General features: G+C 70.0%; 16 protein-coding genes. 10 read left to right on the top strand and 6 right to left on the bottom strand.

The genetic code is table 11. The annotated features are described in order from the left end of the window. Positions 1 to 89: 89 nt before the first annotated feature. From ACWZJV_RS21900 to ACWZJV_RS21890, 3 genes are read left to right on the top strand one after another with little or no spacing between them, the layout of a single operon-like run. A complete protein-coding gene (locus tag ACWZJV_RS21900) occupies positions 90 to 545 on the top strand; it encodes a nitroreductase/quinone reductase family protein (RefSeq protein ID WP_457178659.1) in 456 nt (151 codons plus the stop codon). Next, on the top strand, positions 542 to 1480 hold the full coding sequence (locus ACWZJV_RS21895) for an ATP-binding cassette domain-containing protein (protein WP_457178657.1): 939 nt from the start codon (positions 542 to 544) through the stop codon (positions 1478 to 1480). Before ACWZJV_RS21900 ends, ACWZJV_RS21895 begins: the two co-directional genes overlap by 4 nt. Beyond that, positions 1477 to 2289 (top strand): ABC transporter permease, encoded by an 813-nt coding sequence (locus ACWZJV_RS21890; RefSeq protein WP_457178655.1) that lies wholly within the window; start codon positions 1477 to 1479, stop codon positions 2287 to 2289. Before ACWZJV_RS21895 ends, ACWZJV_RS21890 begins: the two co-directional genes overlap by 4 nt. A gap of 60 nt (positions 2290 to 2349) precedes the next feature. On the opposite strand, the gene ACWZJV_RS21885 is transcribed toward ACWZJV_RS21890, so the two are convergent. After that, a complete protein-coding gene (locus tag ACWZJV_RS21885; protein ID WP_457178653.1) occupies positions 2350 to 2826 on the bottom strand; it encodes an aromatic ring-opening dioxygenase LigA in 477 nt (158 codons plus the stop codon). 181 nt (positions 2827 to 3007) lie between these two features. On the opposite strand from ACWZJV_RS21885, the gene ACWZJV_RS21880 reads away from it, so the two are divergent. Then, the gene (locus tag ACWZJV_RS21880; RefSeq protein WP_457178651.1) at positions 3008 to 3475 is read left to right on the top strand and encodes a DUF6069 family protein; all 468 of its coding nucleotides are present in this window, start codon (positions 3008 to 3010) and stop codon (positions 3473 to 3475) included. A 29-nt stretch (positions 3476 to 3504) separates the two neighbouring features. Here the strand turns inward: ACWZJV_RS21880 and ACWZJV_RS21875 are convergent, their stop codons facing one another. The 3 genes from ACWZJV_RS21875 to ACWZJV_RS21865 form a co-directional block, all read right to left on the bottom strand. Further along, positions 3505 to 4185, bottom strand: coding sequence for a class I SAM-dependent methyltransferase (locus tag ACWZJV_RS21875; RefSeq protein ID WP_457178649.1), 681 nt, complete (start codon positions 4183 to 4185; stop codon positions 3505 to 3507). A 144-nt stretch (positions 4186 to 4329) separates the two neighbouring features. Next, on the bottom strand, positions 4330 to 7572 hold the full coding sequence (gene ileS, locus ACWZJV_RS21870; protein WP_457178647.1) for an isoleucine--tRNA ligase: 3243 nt from the start codon (positions 7570 to 7572) through the stop codon (positions 4330 to 4332). A gap of 236 nt (positions 7573 to 7808) precedes the next feature. Continuing rightward, on the bottom strand, positions 7809 to 8255 hold the full coding sequence (locus tag ACWZJV_RS21865; RefSeq protein WP_457178645.1) for a GNAT family N-acetyltransferase: 447 nt from the start codon (positions 8253 to 8255) through the stop codon (positions 7809 to 7811). Between the two features lie 37 nt (positions 8256 to 8292). Here ACWZJV_RS21865 and ACWZJV_RS21860 point away from each other — a divergent pair, with 37 nt between their 5' ends. The 4 genes from ACWZJV_RS21860 to ACWZJV_RS21845 all read left to right on the top strand — a co-directional run bounded on the left by ACWZJV_RS21860 (position 8293) and on the right by ACWZJV_RS21845 (position 12118). Continuing rightward, on the top strand, positions 8293 to 9063 hold the full coding sequence (locus ACWZJV_RS21860) for an enoyl-CoA hydratase/isomerase family protein (protein ID WP_008358796.1): 771 nt from the start codon (positions 8293 to 8295) through the stop codon (positions 9061 to 9063). 42 nt (positions 9064 to 9105) lie between these two features. Beyond that, the gene (locus tag ACWZJV_RS21855) at positions 9106 to 9669 is read left to right on the top strand and encodes a DinB family protein (RefSeq protein WP_008358797.1); all 564 of its coding nucleotides are present in this window, start codon (positions 9106 to 9108) and stop codon (positions 9667 to 9669) included. Between the two features lie 89 nt (positions 9670 to 9758). Further along, the gene (locus tag ACWZJV_RS21850) at positions 9759 to 11936 is read left to right on the top strand and encodes a carbon starvation CstA family protein (protein ID WP_196875060.1); all 2178 of its coding nucleotides are present in this window, start codon (positions 9759 to 9761) and stop codon (positions 11934 to 11936) included. Then, positions 11933 to 12118 carry a YbdD/YjiX family protein gene (locus tag ACWZJV_RS21845; RefSeq protein WP_196875061.1) on the top strand — a complete coding sequence of 62 codons (186 nt, stop codon included), beginning with the start codon at positions 11933 to 11935 and terminating at the stop codon, positions 12116 to 12118. Before ACWZJV_RS21850 ends, ACWZJV_RS21845 begins: the two co-directional genes overlap by 4 nt. Positions 12119 to 12122: 4 nt before the next feature. Here the strand turns inward: ACWZJV_RS21845 and ACWZJV_RS21840 are convergent, their stop codons facing one another. Further along, the gene (locus tag ACWZJV_RS21840; RefSeq protein ID WP_008358804.1) at positions 12123 to 12410 is read right to left on the bottom strand and encodes a hypothetical protein; all 288 of its coding nucleotides are present in this window, start codon (positions 12408 to 12410) and stop codon (positions 12123 to 12125) included. Positions 12411 to 12561: 151 nt separating this feature from the next. Here ACWZJV_RS21840 and dapD point away from each other — a divergent pair, with 151 nt between their 5' ends. Continuing rightward, positions 12562 to 13491: a 2,3,4,5-tetrahydropyridine-2,6-dicarboxylate N-succinyltransferase gene (dapD, locus tag ACWZJV_RS21835; protein ID WP_008358806.1), complete on the top strand. Its 930-nt coding sequence runs from the start codon at positions 12562 to 12564 to the stop codon at positions 13489 to 13491. 27 nt (positions 13492 to 13518) lie between these two features. Next, complete coding sequence (locus tag ACWZJV_RS21830; protein WP_196875062.1) at positions 13519 to 14367, top strand: hypothetical protein; 849 nt, start codon at positions 13519 to 13521, stop codon at positions 14365 to 14367. 115 nt (positions 14368 to 14482) lie between these two features. On the opposite strand, the gene ACWZJV_RS21825 is transcribed toward ACWZJV_RS21830, so the two are convergent. Beyond that, positions 14483 to 15514, bottom strand: coding sequence for a hypothetical protein (locus ACWZJV_RS21825; protein WP_457178641.1), 1032 nt, complete (start codon positions 15512 to 15514; stop codon positions 14483 to 14485). Positions 15515 to 15552: the final 38 nt, after the last annotated feature.

Raw genomic sequence — 15552 nt, 5'->3', positions numbered from 1 at the left:
TCCGAAACAATTTCGTACACCGTACGGAACAAATGCTAGAGTCGCTCCGTTGTCATCTTCGTACAGCGTACGAAATTGGAGGAACGTGCATGCCGAACGACGCGAAACCGGTGCCGCCGCGCTGGCTCAAGCCGATGAACAAGGTCTTCATGACCCTGTCGAGGACCGGGCTCGGGATGAAGGAGCTGCCCGTGCTCACCGTGCCCGGCCGCACCAGCGGCAAGCCCCGCAGCACCCCGCTCTCGGTGCTGGACCTGGACGGACGGCGCTATCTGCTCGAGGGCTTCCCGGGTGCCGACTGGGCCCGCAACGTACGGGCCGCCTCCGGCCGCGCCACGCTCCGGGTCGGACGGACCACCGAGGACGTGCAGCTCGTGGAGGTCGACGGGGACGAGGCGCTGACCGTGCTCCGGCTGTGGCCCGAGCGGATGGCGGACGGGGCGAAGATCATGCTCGACGCCGGGGTCGTCGCCGCGGTGACGCCCGAGGCCTTCGAGGCCGTCGCCGGGCGTTGTGGGGTGTTCCGGATCGAGGTGGGCCGATGACTCCGTTGTCCGCGCGAAACGTGCGCAAGCGCTACCGCGACACCCAGGCGCTGGACGGCCTCGACCTGGAGGTGGCGGCCGGCACCGTGCACGCCCTGCTCGGGCCCAACGGTGCCGGCAAGTCGACCGCGGTGAACGTCTTCGCGACGCTCACCCGGCCCGACGCCGGCGAGGTGCGCGTCGGCGGCCACGACGCCGTACGCCACCCCGCCCGGGTCCGCTCCACGATCGGCCTGGTCGGGCAGAGCGCCGCCCTCGACGAGGCCCTCCACGGCCGGGAGAACCTGGTGATGTTCGCCCGCCTGCACGGCCTCTCGAAACCCACTGCCGTACGCCGCGCCGCCGAGCTCCTCGACGCCTTCGGTCTCACCGAGGCCGGCGACCGGAAGGTCTCGGGCTACTCGGGTGGGATGCGGCGACGCCTCGACATCGCCGCCGGCCTGGTCACCCGCCCGCAGATCCTCTTCCTCGACGAGCCGACCACCGGGCTGGACCCGCGCGCCCGCCACGAGGTCTGGGAGATGGTGCGGCAGGTGGTCGCCGACGGGACGACGGTGCTGCTGACCACGCAGTACCTGGACGAGGCCGACCAGCTGGCCGACATGGTCACCGTGCTCGGCGCCGGCCGGGTGATCGCCGAGGGCACGCCGTCGGCCCTGAAGAGCGACCTGGGCGGCGACCGGGTGATGATCACCGCGACCGGGCCGGACGACCTCGCCCGGATGGCCGGCGTCCTCGGCTCCGCGGCCGCCGTCGACCCCGATCGGCTCGAGGTCACCGTCGAGGCCGGCCCGGCCGGTGGCGGCGCCGCGGTCGTCGAGGTCGTACGCAGCCTCGACGCCGCCGGCATCACGGTCGACGACGTGCTGCTGCGCCGGCCGACCCTGGACGAGGTGTTCCTCCATCTGACCGCACCTGAAGGAGTCTCCCGATGACCGATCTGACCCCAGGACTCACCACCACCCTGCGACAGACCGCGACACAGACCTGGGTGATCACGCTGCGCGACCTCAAGCACTGGCAGCGCGAGCCGTGGGGGCCGGTGTTCGGCATCCTGTTCGCGATCATGATGCTGCTGATCTTCGGCTACCTGTTCGGCGGCGCGATCGAGATGCCGGGCGGCGGGACGTACCTGCCCTATCTGCTTCCCGGCGTGCTCGCGCTGACGATGATGTTCGGCATCGACGGCACCATGGCCGTGGTCACCGAGGACACCAAGCGCGGGGTCACCAACAGGTTCCGGTCGCTGCCGATGAGCGGCCTCGCCGTGCCCCTGGGACGGGCGGTCGCCGACCTGGGCAACTCGGCGGTCCAGCTGGGCGTCCTGATGCTCGGCGGGCTGCTGATCGGGTGGCGGATCGAGGGCTCGTTCCTCGAGGCGGCGGCCGCGGTCGGGATGCTGCTGTGGCTGCGGCTGGCGATGCTGTGGCTGGGCATCTTCCTCGGTCTGACGCTGCGGATGGAGGGCGCGCTGACGATGGTGCAGGTGCTGGTCTGGCCGCTGGGGTTCTGCTCGAGCCTGTTCGTCTCGCCGGAGACGATGCCCGGCTGGCTCGGCTTCCTGGCGGCGTGGAACCCGGTCTCGGCGACCGCGACCGCCTGCCGCGACCTCTTCGGCAACCCGACGGGGATCACCTCTGGTCTGCTCGCCGACCACGCGGTGCTGCTGGCGGTCGCGTGGCCCGCGGTCCTGCTGGCGATCTTCGTCCCGCTGTCCACGCGCGCGTTCCGGCGCCTCGGCTGACCATGGGAGAACGGGCCCGGGAGGCGATGCCTTCCGGGCCCGTTTGCGGATGGGGGAGAGTCAGGCGGTGGCCGGCTCGAGGCCGTCGGTCGCGTCCGTGGCCGGCTCCTTCGCCGGAGCGACGGCACGGGTCAGCGACCCGAGCGCGAAGGCGACGAACAGCAGCACGACGCCCAGGCCCGCGACCAGCGCCGAGAGACCGAAGGCGGTGACCGCGGTCAGCAGGGAGGCGCGTACGAACGACGACTCGGCCGCGACCGGGCGGATCGGATCCTCCTGGTCGAGCTCGGCGTACGTCTTGCCCTTGGTGATCCCCAAGGCGTGCTTCTCGACGGTGGCCGCCTGGGCGTAGGCCGAGAACGGGCCGTCGACGTGGTCGCCGGCGAGGAACGAGGCGTCGTCGGCGACGGTGATCTCCTGCGCCTTCAGCTGGGTGTGGGCCAGGTAGTAGGTCGTGGCTCCACTGGCGATGAACAGGAGGCCGAACAGCCCGATCAGGGGGCTCAGCAGCTTCGCGATCCGAGGTTTGCGGGTCATGCCGACTAAGGCTCACCTAACTCACCTCCGTTGGAAAGCCCTGGAGGGTGTGATCTTCGCCCCGCGAATTTTTTTCCGGGGAATCTGTCGGATCGGCGTCGAGGCGTTCGTGGAGTGGTTGAGAAGCGGCCGAACGGACCGCGAACAACCACACACGCATCACGAGACGAGAGGCACCATCATGAGCACCAGCACCTACACCGAGGCCACGACCACCACCCGCCAGTTCGCCGGTCGGATGCCGGTCTGGCTGGTCAGCACCGCCGCCGTCCTGGCCGGCGCCCTGGTCACCGGCGTCTACGAGTTCGTCGCCCGGGCGATCGGGGTGCCGTTCAACGTCGCGCTCCCCGGCACCGGCGTCGAGCCCGCCGCGATCCCGGCAACCGGGCTCGCCTGGGCCGTCGCCGAGCTCGGCCTGATCGGCATCATCATCGCCGTCTGCCTCGCCCGCTTCGCCAAGCGTCCGCGCTCGACCTGGAAGCGCACCGCCTGGAGCCTGACCGCGCTCTCGCTGGTGCCCAGCCTGATCGCCGTCACCGACTCCTACGCCACCAACATCATGCTGGTGATCTCCCACCTCGTCGCCGCCGCGGTGATCGTCCCGGCCGTCGCCGCCCGGCTGGCGGAGCGGAACCCGCGCCGCGCCTGAGGTCCGGCACACCGTCAGCCGGCACACCGTCAGCCCGGTGGGCGGCGAGCGATGATCAGCTCGCCGACACCGGGCATCGGCGACGTCTCGACCGTGAACCCGGCGGCCGCCAGGTCCGCGAGGAGCGCCGGTCTCGGATGGGTGCGGTAGTACATGACGAACTTCGGCCGCCACACCGCGTTGCGTACCCGCATCACCAGGTCGAACCCGGTGAGCAGCCAGTAGGCCGGGTGCGTCGGCCCCGGCGCCCGAGCGGCCGGCAGCGCGAACACCCCGCCCGGCCGCAGCGCCCGGTAGATGCCGTCGAAGAGCGGCCCACGCTCCTCCGGCAGGAAGTGCCCCAGCGCCCCGAAGCTCACCACCAGGTCGTACGCAGCGTCGAACGGCAGCGCGCGCGCATCCGCCCGCACCAGGTCGGCGCCGGGGTGGGCGGCTCGGGCCTGCGCGAGCATCCCGGCGCTGAAGTCGACCCCGGTCGGTGGCTCCGTGGTCGCCTCCTCGAGCAGCTCCAGGCCGACCCCGGTGCCGGTGCACACGTCGAGGCCCCGCTCGAACGGCCCGTGCTCCCGCAGCGCCGTGATCGTCGCGGCGAGCATCCAGTCCGGCGTGCGGAACGGCGTCGCGTCGAACTTCGGCGCCAGCAGGTCGTAGCCGCGCTCCACCGACGACAGCGCCTGGATGGCGAGCTCCTTGAGCGTGGGCCTCTCCACACCTCCACGATAGGTGTCGCCGGCCGCTCCTGCCGGGTATTGCCGACCACGACCCCACAGCGCCGAGGCGCAAGCCCGACCAGGAGAGACCCTAGGAGGGTGAGTCACGCCAGGCGTGACTCACCCTCCTAGGGTTGATGGAGCTCAGGCCTTCGCCACCGCGATCTGGGCCTTCTCGCCGTCACCGAGGTCGACCGGGTTGCCATCGAGCGAGTCGACGACGTCGTAGGTCGTGGCGAGGGTCTCGCGGGCGATCAGGTCGGCGTGGGTGGTGGCAGCCTGGCGTACGGTCTCGGAGCCGGCCACCGCGAGGGTGATGCGGTCCTCGACGTTGAGGCCGGAGTCCTTGCGGGCCTGCTGGACCGCGCGGACCAGGTCGCGGGCGAGACCCTCGGCGGCGAGCTCGGGGGTGACGACCGTGTCGAGGACGATGAAGCCCCCGGGCAGCATGGTCACGGCGATGTCGTCGGAGGCGGAGCCGGCGACGGTCTCGAGCGTGTACTCACCCTCGACGAGCGCCAGACCACCGGCGACGACCTCACCCGAGTCGGAGACCGACCAGTCGCCGGACTTGGAGCCCTTGATGGCCTTCTGGACGTCCTTGCCCAGGCGCGGCCCGGCGGCGCGGGCGTTGACGCTGAGCTTCTGCTCGATGCCGTAGGTGCCGGCCTCCTCCGAGTCGGCCGCGAGCAGCCGGACGGACTTGACGTTGACCTCGTCGGCGACGATCTCCTCGAAGCCGGCGATGTCGGCCCCGACCACGGTCAGGTTGCCGAGCGGCAGCCGGTTGCGGAGCTTGCGCGCCTTGCGCAGGGCCGAGGTCGAGGAGCAGACCGCGCGGACGGCGTCCATCCGGGCGACCAGGTCGTCATCGGCGGGAAGGTCCTCGACGACCGGGTAGTCGGCCAGGTGCACCGAGCGACCACCGGTCAGACCGCGCCAGATCTCCTCGGTGGTCAGCGGCAGCAGCGGCGCGACCAGGCGGGTCACCGTCTCCAGCACCGTGTAGAGGGTGTCGAAGGCGGCCTTGTCCTCGTTCCAGAACCGCTCCCGGCTACGTCGGATGTACCAGTTCGTGAGCACGTCGATGAACCGCTGCGTCGCCTCGCACGCCTCGGCGACGTAGTAGTCGTCCATCGCCGTGGTCATCTCGGCGACGTAGTCGCGCAGCTTGGCCAGGACGTAGCGGTCCAGCGGGTCGGTGGACTCGGTCGAACCGGTGGTCTCCAGGTTGGCCGCGTTCGCGTAGAGCTGGAAGAAGTACCAGCTGTTCCACAGCGGGATCATCACCTGGCGTACGGAGTCCCGGATGCCCTGCTCGGTGACGACCAGGTTGCCGCCGCGCAGGATGGGCGAGGACATCAGGAACCAGCGCATCGCGTCGGCGCCGTCGCGGTCGAAGACCTCGTTGACGTCGGGGTAGTTGCGCAGGCTCTTGGACATCTTCTGCCCGTCCGAGCCCAGCACGATGCCGTGGCTGATGCAGGACTGGAACGCCGGCCGGTCGAAGAGCGCGGTCGCCAGGATGTGCAGCGTGTAGAACCAGCCGCGGGTCTGGCCGATGTACTCCACGATGAAGTCGCCCGGGAAGTGGTGGGCGAACCACTCCTCGTTCTCGAACGGCACGTGGTTCTGGGCGAAGCTCATCGAGCCCGAGTCGAACCAGACGTCGAGCACGTCGGAGACCCGGCGCATCATCGACTTGCCGGTCGGGTCGTCCGGGTTGGGACGGACCAGGTCGTCGACGTACGGCCGGTGCAGGTCGGGGTTGCCGTCCTTGTCGCGGGGCAAGGTGCCGAAGTCACGCTCCAGCTCGGCGAACGAGCCGTAGACGTCCAGGCGCGGGTAGGCCGGATCGTCCGACTTCCACACCGGCACCGGGGAGCCCCAGAAGCGGTTGCGGGTGATCGACCAGTCGCGGGCGTTCTCCAGCCACTTGCCGAACTGGCCGTCCTGGATGTGCTCGGGCACCCAGCGGATCTGCTGGTTGAGCTCGAGCATCCGGTCCTTGATCTTGGTGACCTCGACGAACCAGCTGCTCACACCCTTGTAGATCAGCGGCTGACGACAACGCCAGCAGTGCGGGTAGGAGTGGTTGTAGGACTCGCGGCGCAGCAGGATCGTGCCCGCGGTGACCGACCCGGTCTCCCCCGTGCCCTTCGTCGTGGCCTTGAGGTGGTCGATGATCTGCAGGTTGGCGTCGAAGACCTGGACGCCGGCGTAGTCGACCACCGGCGCGGTGAAGCGGCCGTCCTTGCCGACCGGCATCACCGCCTCGATGTTCTCGCGGTCGGTGACCTCCTTGTCGACCTCACCGAAGGCACCGGCGGTGTGGACGACCCCGGTGCCGTCCGTGGTCGTGACCGCGTCGTCGGCGGCCACGATCCGGAAGGCGTTCTGGTGACCGGCGTAGTAGGAGAACGGCGGCGTGTAGGTGCGACCGAGCAGCTCGGAGCCCTTGTAGCGCCCCAGGACCGTCGCCTCGTCGGCGTCCGGGAACAGCTCCTTCTGGTACGCCGCGAGCCGAGCCTCCGCGAGGACGTACCTGGCCGTCTTGTCGGTGCCCGGGACCGGGCCCTCGACGACGACGTAGTCGATGTCGGAGCCGACCATCACCGCGAGGTTGGACGGCAGGGTCCACGGTGTCGTGGTCCAGATCAGGATGTGGGCGCCGTCGAGGACCTCGTCCTCGCCGGTCGCGTCGAGCTCGTAGCCCACGGTGACCGCCGGGTCCTGGCGGTCCTTGTAGACGTCGTCGTCCATCCGGAGCTCGTGGTTGGACAGCGGGGTCTCGTCCTGCCAGCAGTAGGGCAGGACGCGGAAGTCCTCGTAGACCAGGCCCTTGTCGTAGAGCGTCTTGAAGGCCCAGATCACCGACTCCATGTAGTCGGGGTTGAGGGTCTTGTAGTCGTTGTCGAAGTCCACCCAGCGCGCCTGGCGGGTGACGTAGTCGCGCCACTCGCCGGTGTACTTCAGCACCGAGGCGCGGCTGGCGGCGTTGAACTTGTCGATGCCCATCTCGACGATCTCGTCGGTGGTCTTCAGGCCGAGCTGGCGCATCGCCTCGAGCTCGGCGGGCAGGCCGTGGGTGTCCCAGCCGAAGCGGCGCTCGACGCGCTTGCCGCGCATCGTCTGATAGCGCGGGACGATGTCCTTGACGTAGCCGGTCAGCAGGTGGCCGTAGTGCGGCAGACCGTTGGCGAACGGCGGACCGTCGTAGAAGACGAACTCGTTCTCGCCGTTCTCGCCGGCGTCACGGTTGTCGATGCTCGCCTGGAAGGTCCCGTCCTTCTTCCAGTAGTCGAGAACCTGCGTCTCGATCTCCGGGAAGCGTGGGCTGGCCGGGACGGCACTCTTGTCGGCTGAGGTGACCTTCGGGTAGGCCATCGGCGGCATCTCCTGCTGGGTGGTGTGTGGGTTTCGTCTTCCACAGGGACGATCTTGCGACCGCGGTACCACCCTGCTTGCCCATGCCTGGGCCACTTCGTTTCGGCTGTGACGGGCCACTCCCGCCGGGTTCTACTTGCCGTGGAGGCTTTCTTCCCGGGGCTCGCCGCTGATGACGGCTCGAACGCCTGTAAGGAAGAGGGTACGCCGCCTGCGCCCCGCCGCGCGAACCCGAATCAGACGGCGCGCCACATCCGCACGTGCGGGCCGATCTCGGGGTCGTCCCAGGGCTCACCGATCACCTGGAACCCGGCCCGCTCGTAGAACCTGGCTGCCGGCGTACGCGCGTTGCACCAGACGAGCCCGCCACCCGCCGCCTCGACGTGCTCCAGAGCCGCCGCCAGCACCTGCGCGCCTACACCCTTCCCGCGCCACCCGTCGGCCGTCGCCATCCCCCGGATCCGCCATCCTCTACCGGGGTGTCCTGGCAGGTCAGGGCATGGTTCCGGAAATAGCCCGACGCACCCGATCATACTCCCGTCCGCGTCCAGCGCGGCGTAGGTCGCGACCTCGGGATCATCGTCCCCCGGCACCCGCGCCGCCTCCGGCGGCCCACCGTTGCGCAGCACCTTCGCCCGCAACGGATACGTCTCCTCGACCTCCACCCGACGTACCGTGATCACGCCGCGACGATAGCCGCGCACCTGGCAGGATGCGCGCATGAGCCTGATTCGCTACGAGTACGCCGACGGTTGCGCACGCATCACGATGACCAACCCGGACCGGGGCAACGTGTTCAAGCCCGAGGCGGGTGCTGAGATGCTGGCGGCGATCCTGCGGGCCAAGGCGGACTCGGCGCGGGTGATCGTGCTCGCCGCGGAGGGGAAGTACTTCTCGGTCGGCGGCGATCTGGCCGGGTTCGCGGCCGCCGACGATCTCGGCCCGTTCATCCTCGAGCTCGCCGAGGGGGCCAACCGGATCATCACCGAGCTCGTACGCTGCGACGCGATCGTGGTCAGCGCGGTGCAGGGCACCGCCGCGGGTGTCGGCTTCCCGCTGGCCGCGGCGGCGGACATCGTCGTGGCCGCCGACCGGGCGAAGTTCAGCCTCGCCTACGCGAAGGTGGGGCTGTCGGTCGACGGCGGCGGCTCTCTCCTCGTGCACACCCTGGGACTGCACCGGGTGCTCCGGCTGACCCTGCTGGGCGACATGCTCTCCGCGACCGAGGCGCTCGAGGCAGGGCTGGTCGCCCGCGTCGTACCGGCCGACGAGCTCGACGCGACGGTCGACGAGGTCGTCGCGACGCTGCTGTCCGGGTCTCCGGAGGCGCTGGCCCGCACCAAGCACCTGATCCGCGACGTCGCCGACCCGAACCCCGAGTCGGCGCTGCGGCGCGAGGCGCAGTCGATCTCCGCGCTCGGCGGCTCGGCGTCCGGGCGCGAGGGCATCAACGCGTTCCTGGAGAAGCGGCCGCCCAGCTTCACGAGCTGAAATCATTGGCCGAAAGGCGCTGGTTCCGCGAGGGTAGGGCCCATGAGCAGCGATCAGCGGCAGGTGGGGTTCGGCGGCATCTGGCTTCCCGAGGGCGAGGACCCACGCCTCCAGAAGGAGCAGCCCGTCGGCGAGCTGGCGACCTATCGCGACTACCTGCGCCACTACCGGCTCACCCTCGAGCTCAAGTGCGAGGACCTCGGGCCGGAGGACCTGGCCAAGCAGAGCGTTCCGCCGAGCGACCTGAGCCTGATCGGGCTGATCCGGCACATGGCGCGGGTCGAGCACGGCTGGTTCCAGCGGGTGCTCAAGGAGAACCTCCACATCCCTCGCCTCGACGCCGACGACCCCACCGGCGGCTTCCACAAGGTGGAGCCCACCGAGGAGTCGGTCGCGGAGGCGTTCGCGAGCTGGCGCGAGCAGGTCGCCCTCGCCGACGAGTGGCTCGACTCGATCGACGACAGCGTGCTCGGCGAGCTGCGCGACACGGGCCACGAGCAGACCAGCATCCGCGACATCCTCGTCCACATGGTCGAGGAGTACGCCCGCCATGCAGGCCACGCCGACCTGCTCCGCGAGACCATCGACGGGCGTACCGGGCAGTAGCCCCACCGGCCGTCGGACGACGGTTTCCTGAGACTAGGCTGAGACCGCGGTCACAAGCGACCGCTCACCACGCTGAACCGAGGGAGACCATGTCAACGTCGACCGCCAACCCCACCGGCTCGGGCCCACGGTCCGGGCTCACCATGAAGTCCATCGTCATCTGGGCCGCCGTCGCCGTCGTCGGCGCCGTCTGCTGGGCCATGCTCGCCCTGTCCCGAGGCGAGGAGGTCTCGGCGCTGTGGATCCTGTTCGCCGCGCTGGCCTCGTACGCGATCGCCTACCGGTTCTACTCGAAGTTCATCGCCGACAAGGTGCTGAAGGTCGACGACACCCGGGCCACCCCGGCGGAACGGCTGGAGAACGGGCAGGACTTCGACGTCACCGACCGGCGAGTGCTCTTCGGGCACCACTTCGCCGCGATCGCCGGCGCCGGCCCGCTGGTCGGCCCGGTGCTGGCGGCGCAGATGGGCTATCTGCCGGGCACGATCTGGATCATCGTCGGCGTCATCCTCGCCGGTGCCGTGCAGGACATGGTCGTGATGTTCTTCTCGATGCGACGCGACGGCAAGAGCCTCGGCCAGATGGTGCGTGAGGAGATCGGCACCGTCGCCGGCGTGGCCGCGCTGATCGCGGTCTTCGCGATCATGATCATCATCCTGGCGGTGCTCGCGCTGGTCGTCGTCAACGCGCTCGCGGAGTCGCCGTGGGGTGTGTTCTCGATCGGTCTCACCATCCCGATCGCGCTCTTCATGGGCTTCTACCTGCGCTACCTGCGTCCCGGCCGCGTCAGCGAGGTCACCGTCATCGGCGTCGCGCTGCTCCTGCTGGCCATCATCGGTGGCGGGTACGTCGAGGAGATGGGCCTGGCCGACGCCCTCACCCTTTCCCACGAGACGCTGGTGGTCTGCCTGGTCGTCTACGGCTTCATCGCCTCGATCCTCCCGGTGTGGATGCTGCTCACCCCGCGTGACTACCTGTCCACCTTCATGAAGGTGGGCGTCATCGTGCTGCTGGCCGTCGGCCTGGTCCTCGCGGCCCCGGCGCTGCAGAACGAGGCCGTCACCGACTTCGCCACCAACGGCGCGGGGCCGGTCTTCGCCGGCAAGCTGTTCCCGTTCGTGTTCATCACGATCGCGTGCGGCGCCCTCTCCGGCTTCCACGCGCTCATCTCCTCCGGCACCACGCCCAAGATGGTCGCCAAGGAGAGCCATGTCCGGATGATCGGCTACGGCGGCATGCTGATGGAGTCGTTCGTCGCGATCTCGGCCCTCATCGCGGCCTCGGTCATCGACCAGGGCATCTACTTCTCGATGAACGCCGCCGCCGGCGCGACCGGCGGCACCCCGGAGACCGCGGCCGCCTTCGTCAACGGGCTCGGCTTCACGATCACCCCGGCCGACCTCGAGGCAGCCGCAGCCAGCGTGGAGGAGACGATCATCTCCCGCACCGGTGGCGCCCCGACCCTGGCGTTCGGGATGTCGCTGATCTTCACCGAGGCGTTCGGCGGGGGCCTGGCCGCCTTCTGGTACCACTTCGCGATCATGTTCGAGGCGCTCTTCATCCTGACCGCCGTCGACGCCGGCACCCGGGTGGGCCGGTTCATGCTCCAGGACACGATCGGCAACGTCTGGAAGCGCTACGCCGACACCTCGTGGCGCCCGGCGGCCTGGTCGGCCTCCGCGCTGGTCGTACTGGCTTGGGGCTACATGCTCTGGATCGGTGTCGGTGACCCGCTCGGCGGTATCAACCAGCTGTTCCCGCTCTTCGGCATCGCCAACCAGCTGCTCGCCGCGATCGCCCTGACCCTGGCCACGGTGCTGATGTTCAAGCACGGTCTGGCCAGGTTCGCCTGGGTGCCCGGCATCCCGCTGGTCTGGGACCTCATCGTCACCATGACGGCGAGCTGGCAGAAGGTGTTCAGCGACAACCCCGCCATCGGCTACTTCGCCCAGGCCTCGGCCGCTCGTGAGGCACGCGACGCCGGTGAGCTCTACGGGGTTGCGAAGACCCCCGCGGACGTCGACCAGATCATCTACAACTCGACCCAGAGCGGCATCCTGCAAGCAGCGTTCGCTCTGCTGGTGATCGTGATCGTCGCCGGTGCCGCGGTGACCGTGGTCAAGGCGATCCGCGCCGGCGGGCTGCCGACCACCGAGGTGCCCAAGGTCGAGTCGAAGATCGTCGCGCCCTCCGACTTCTTCGCCACCAAGGAGGAGAAGGAAGCCGTACGCGAGTGGGAGGCGTCCCAGAAGGCGCCGGTCTCGTGAGCGTCCTGACCGAGCGTGTCTCCGGCGCCTGGCGGCTGCTCCGCCAGGCGACCGGGGAGGCGAAGTGGGACGACTACGTCGCCCGGTGCGAGCGGGAGGGCGTCGAGCCGATGACCCGGCGTGCCTTCGAGCGTCACCGGGCTGACGAGAAGGAGCACAACCCGCAGGCTCGCTGCTGCTAGCGACCTAGCGGGGGTTGTCGTCGGCGAAGGCGGCGTCGAGCCAGGCGTACACCTGCGAGTCACCTCGGGTGACGAGCAGGACCACCTGCTTCTCGGCGTCGCTGACCGGCTTGCCGTTGATCCAGCTCCGGACGATGTCGGCGGCGGCGCGGCGGACGACCTCCACGCCCTTGGCCATCGCCCACTCCGGCGCGGGATGGCCCTTGCTGGTCGCCACGCCGGGGATCTCCAGGGTCCAGGTGTCGTCCTCGGCCTGGATCAGCCGGGGCGTCGGCGGCGCGCTCTTCTTCACGCGACCACCTCCGTAGCGCAAGCGCCAGAATACGGACGCGGTCGCGTGATGTTTGGATGGTTCACTCGCTGACGCTCGCTCACGCGACCATGTTCGCACGCCGAGACCGTCGATAAGGGGACGCTCAGGCTCGGCCACTAGACTGCGCCCCGTGACGAATGCAGCTTGGGGCTTCGGCCTCGTGACGTACGCCTCCGACAACTCCGTGCTCGACGTGTGGTTCCCCGCGCCGCAGCTGGGTGAGAAGCCCGCCGACGCGACCGCGCCGGCCGAGCTGACCGCGCTCGAGGGCGCCGACGAGGTGCGTCAGGTGAGCAAGAAGGTCGCGCTCGTGGAGGTCAAGGACCTCGACACCGCACCCGAGAACACCGAGGACGTCTGGCTGCGTCTCCACCTCCTCTCCCACCGCCTGGTGCAGCCGCACGGGCAGAACCTCGACGGCATCTTCGGCCTGCTCACCAACGTGGTGTGGACCAGCGCCGGCCCGTGCGCGGTCGAGGGCTTCGAGCTCACCCGGGCCCGGCTGCGCGCCGCCGGCCAGCACGTGACCGTCTACGGCGTGGACAAGTTCCCGCGGATGGTCGACTACGTCGTGCCTTCGGGGATCCGCATCGGCGACGCCGACCGCGTCCGCCTCGGCGCCCACCTGGCCGCCGGCACCACCGTGATGCACGAGGGCTTCGTCAACTTCAACGCCGGCACGCTCGGCGCCTCGATGGTCGAGGGCCGGATCTCCGGCGGGGTCGTCGTCGGCGACGGCTCCGACGTCGGTGGCGGCGCCTCGATCATGGGCACGCTCTCCGGTGGCGGCAAGGCCGTCATCTCCATCGGCCAGCGCTGCCTGCTCGGTGCCAACTCCGGCATCGGCATCTCCCTCGGCGACGACGCCGTGGTCGAGGCCGGGTGCTACGTGACGTACGGGACGAAGGTCACGCTCCCCGACGGCACCGTCAAGAAGGCCGGCGAGCTGTCCGGCGCTTCCAACATCCTCTTCCGTCGCAACTCGGTCAGCGGCGCCATCGAGGCCGTTCCGTGGAAGGGCGAGGGCATCGAGCTCAACGCCGCCCTCCACGCCAACTGATCCAACACCGAAGAGCAGAGTGCTGAGTTGAAGAAGTTTTTCACCACGTTGGTGGTGCTCAGCGTGATCGCCGGCGGCATCTACTGGGTGGTCCGGGCCGCGACGGACAAGCTGGACTCGTTCCTCCCCGACCTGGAGCATTGCACGGCGGTCGCGGGTGAGTACGAGGCGCGCTTCGACCCCGAGCAGATGGGCAACGCGGCCGTGATCACCGCGCTCGGGCTCAAGCGCGGCCTGCCCGCGCGGGCGGCCACGATCGCGATCGCGACCGCTATCCAGGAGTCGAAGCTCTACAACATCAGCCACGGCGACCGGGACTCCCTCGGTCTCTTCCAGCAGCGGCCGTCGATGGGCTGGGGCACCGAGGAGCAGGTCCAGGACCCCGTCTACGCCACCAACAAGTTCTACGACGCGCTCGTGAAGATCGAGGGCTACGAGGACATGGTGATCACCGAGGCCGCGCAGGAGGTGCAGCGCTCGGCCTACCCCGAGGCGTACGCCGACCACGAGGGTGAGGGCCGGGCGATCGCCTCCGCGATCAGCGGCTACTCCCCCGCCGCCCTGACCTGCCGGATCGACGAGCCCGAGGCCGGCTCCGGCAAGCCCCAGGCCACCAAGACCGAGGTCAACCAGCTGCTCGGTGGCATGGTCGGCCGGGCCCGGGTCGAGGACTCGACCGTGGTGATCCCGGTCAACGCCGGCGAGACCGGCGAGCGCGGCGGCTGGACGGCCGCCCACTACGTACTCGCCCGGGCCAGCGAGTTCGGTGCCACCTCTATCGCGTACGACGGACGCACCTGGTCCGCCGGCAAGGACGAGGAGTGGGCCGAGACCCCCGAGGTCACCGACGACCAGATCGTCGTCACCCTTGCCTGACCCTGCCGAGGCGTCACCCCCGTCGGGCGAGGCGTCACCTCGGTCGGGCGAGACGGCGGCGTGTGACGCTTCGACCGACGTACGTGACGCCTCGGCCGGCGCGGGCGACCTCTCGTCAGTCGGCGACGTCGACGTGGACGTGGTCGCGGTGCTCGAGGATGGCCTGGTCGCCACCGCGGGGCGGGACCTCGTAGTCGCGCCAGCCGGCGGCGGAGCGCCACTTGGTCCAGATGCGGTCGTCGTAGATGACCGTCTCGATGTCGAGGCGGTCGGCGTTGGCGACGAAGTACTGGGCCAGCGACCAGCCCTTGATGTTGTTGCGCGCGTTGATCGGCCGGAAGAAGTAGTCGACCGCGCGGCCCTCGTAGTGGGCCGAGCCGGCCATGTGCCCGGTGGTCACTCCGCCGGGCTGGAAGCCACCGTCGGGGAGCCGCCCGTAAGCCTGGCGTACGTCATCGCGCAGCGCCTCCGCACGCGAGGTGAGCCCGGCGCCACTGAGCTGGTCCGAGACCTCGTCGGCACCGCCCTTGACGACGCAGGAGAACGCCTCGGGGGTGTTGCCGGTCAGCGCCGAGGCCAGGGCCCGTGCCTCCGGCTCGGCGTCGCGGTAGCTGTCGCGCGAGCCGTCGCTGATCTGCTGGGCGACACCCGGCACGGACTGCTGGCGGTAGTCGGCGACGCCGGAGAGCCGGTCGTAGAGGGCGGCCGCCTTGGCCGGGTCCCGTTCGAGCGAGTGGTCGGCGAGCTCGACCGCCAGCACGACGGAGGCCGCGCGGGCGGGGAGCCCGCGGCGTACGGCCTGGGCGGCGATCGCCGAGGCACGTTCGGCCTGGTCGGAGGAGAGGTCGTAGGTCTCGCCCTCGGAGGTGACGGTGCACGACTCGCGGGACAGGACCGGGATGCCGCCGACCCCGACGCCGAGAAGGCGCAGGCCCGCGAAGACCAGGGCCACGGCGATCACGATGCCGAGCACGATGAGGTGCTTGCGTACCGGACGCAGCTGCTTGCGGGCCTCCCGCGCCGACTTCCGCAGCGCCTCGCGCGCCGGCTCCGGGAGCCTCGGCCCGGAAGGGCCCGGCGCAGGAGGCCGCGGGCCCGGGGGCGGGATGGTCGGCGGGCCCGTCGGGGTCCCCGGCTGTGCGCTCACGCCACCATCTTCACGTACGGGGCAAAACCCGCCCGGCG

Source organism: Nocardioides sp. WG-D5 (assembly GCF_054031175.1).
This window is presented reverse-complemented; position numbering and strand designations above follow the sequence as displayed.

What these genes read in the sequence shown, in the direction of transcription:
- ACWZJV_RS21855 (WP_008358797.1), top strand. Translation starts at nt 9,106, where the DNA reads ATGAGCAGCGATCAGCGGCAGGTGGGGTTCGGCGGCATCTGGCTTCCC.
- ACWZJV_RS21890 (WP_457178655.1), top strand. Translation starts at nt 1,477, where the DNA reads ATGACCGATCTGACCCCAGGACTCACCACCACCCTGCGACAGACCGCG.
- ileS (WP_457178647.1), bottom strand. Translation starts at nt 7,572, where the DNA reads ATGGCCTACCCGAAGGTCACCTCAGCCGACAAGAGTGCCGTCCCGGCC.
- ACWZJV_RS21895 (WP_457178657.1), top strand. Translation starts at nt 542, where the DNA reads ATGACTCCGTTGTCCGCGCGAAACGTGCGCAAGCGCTACCGCGACACC.
- ACWZJV_RS21850 (WP_196875060.1), top strand. Translation starts at nt 9,759, where the DNA reads ATGTCAACGTCGACCGCCAACCCCACCGGCTCGGGCCCACGGTCCGGG.
- ACWZJV_RS21880 (WP_457178651.1), top strand. Translation starts at nt 3,008, where the DNA reads ATGAGCACCAGCACCTACACCGAGGCCACGACCACCACCCGCCAGTTC.
- ACWZJV_RS21860 (WP_008358796.1), top strand. Translation starts at nt 8,293, where the DNA reads ATGAGCCTGATTCGCTACGAGTACGCCGACGGTTGCGCACGCATCACG.
- ACWZJV_RS21900 (WP_457178659.1), top strand. Translation starts at nt 90, where the DNA reads ATGCCGAACGACGCGAAACCGGTGCCGCCGCGCTGGCTCAAGCCGATG.
- ACWZJV_RS21885 (WP_457178653.1), bottom strand. Translation starts at nt 2,826, where the DNA reads ATGACCCGCAAACCTCGGATCGCGAAGCTGCTGAGCCCCCTGATCGGG.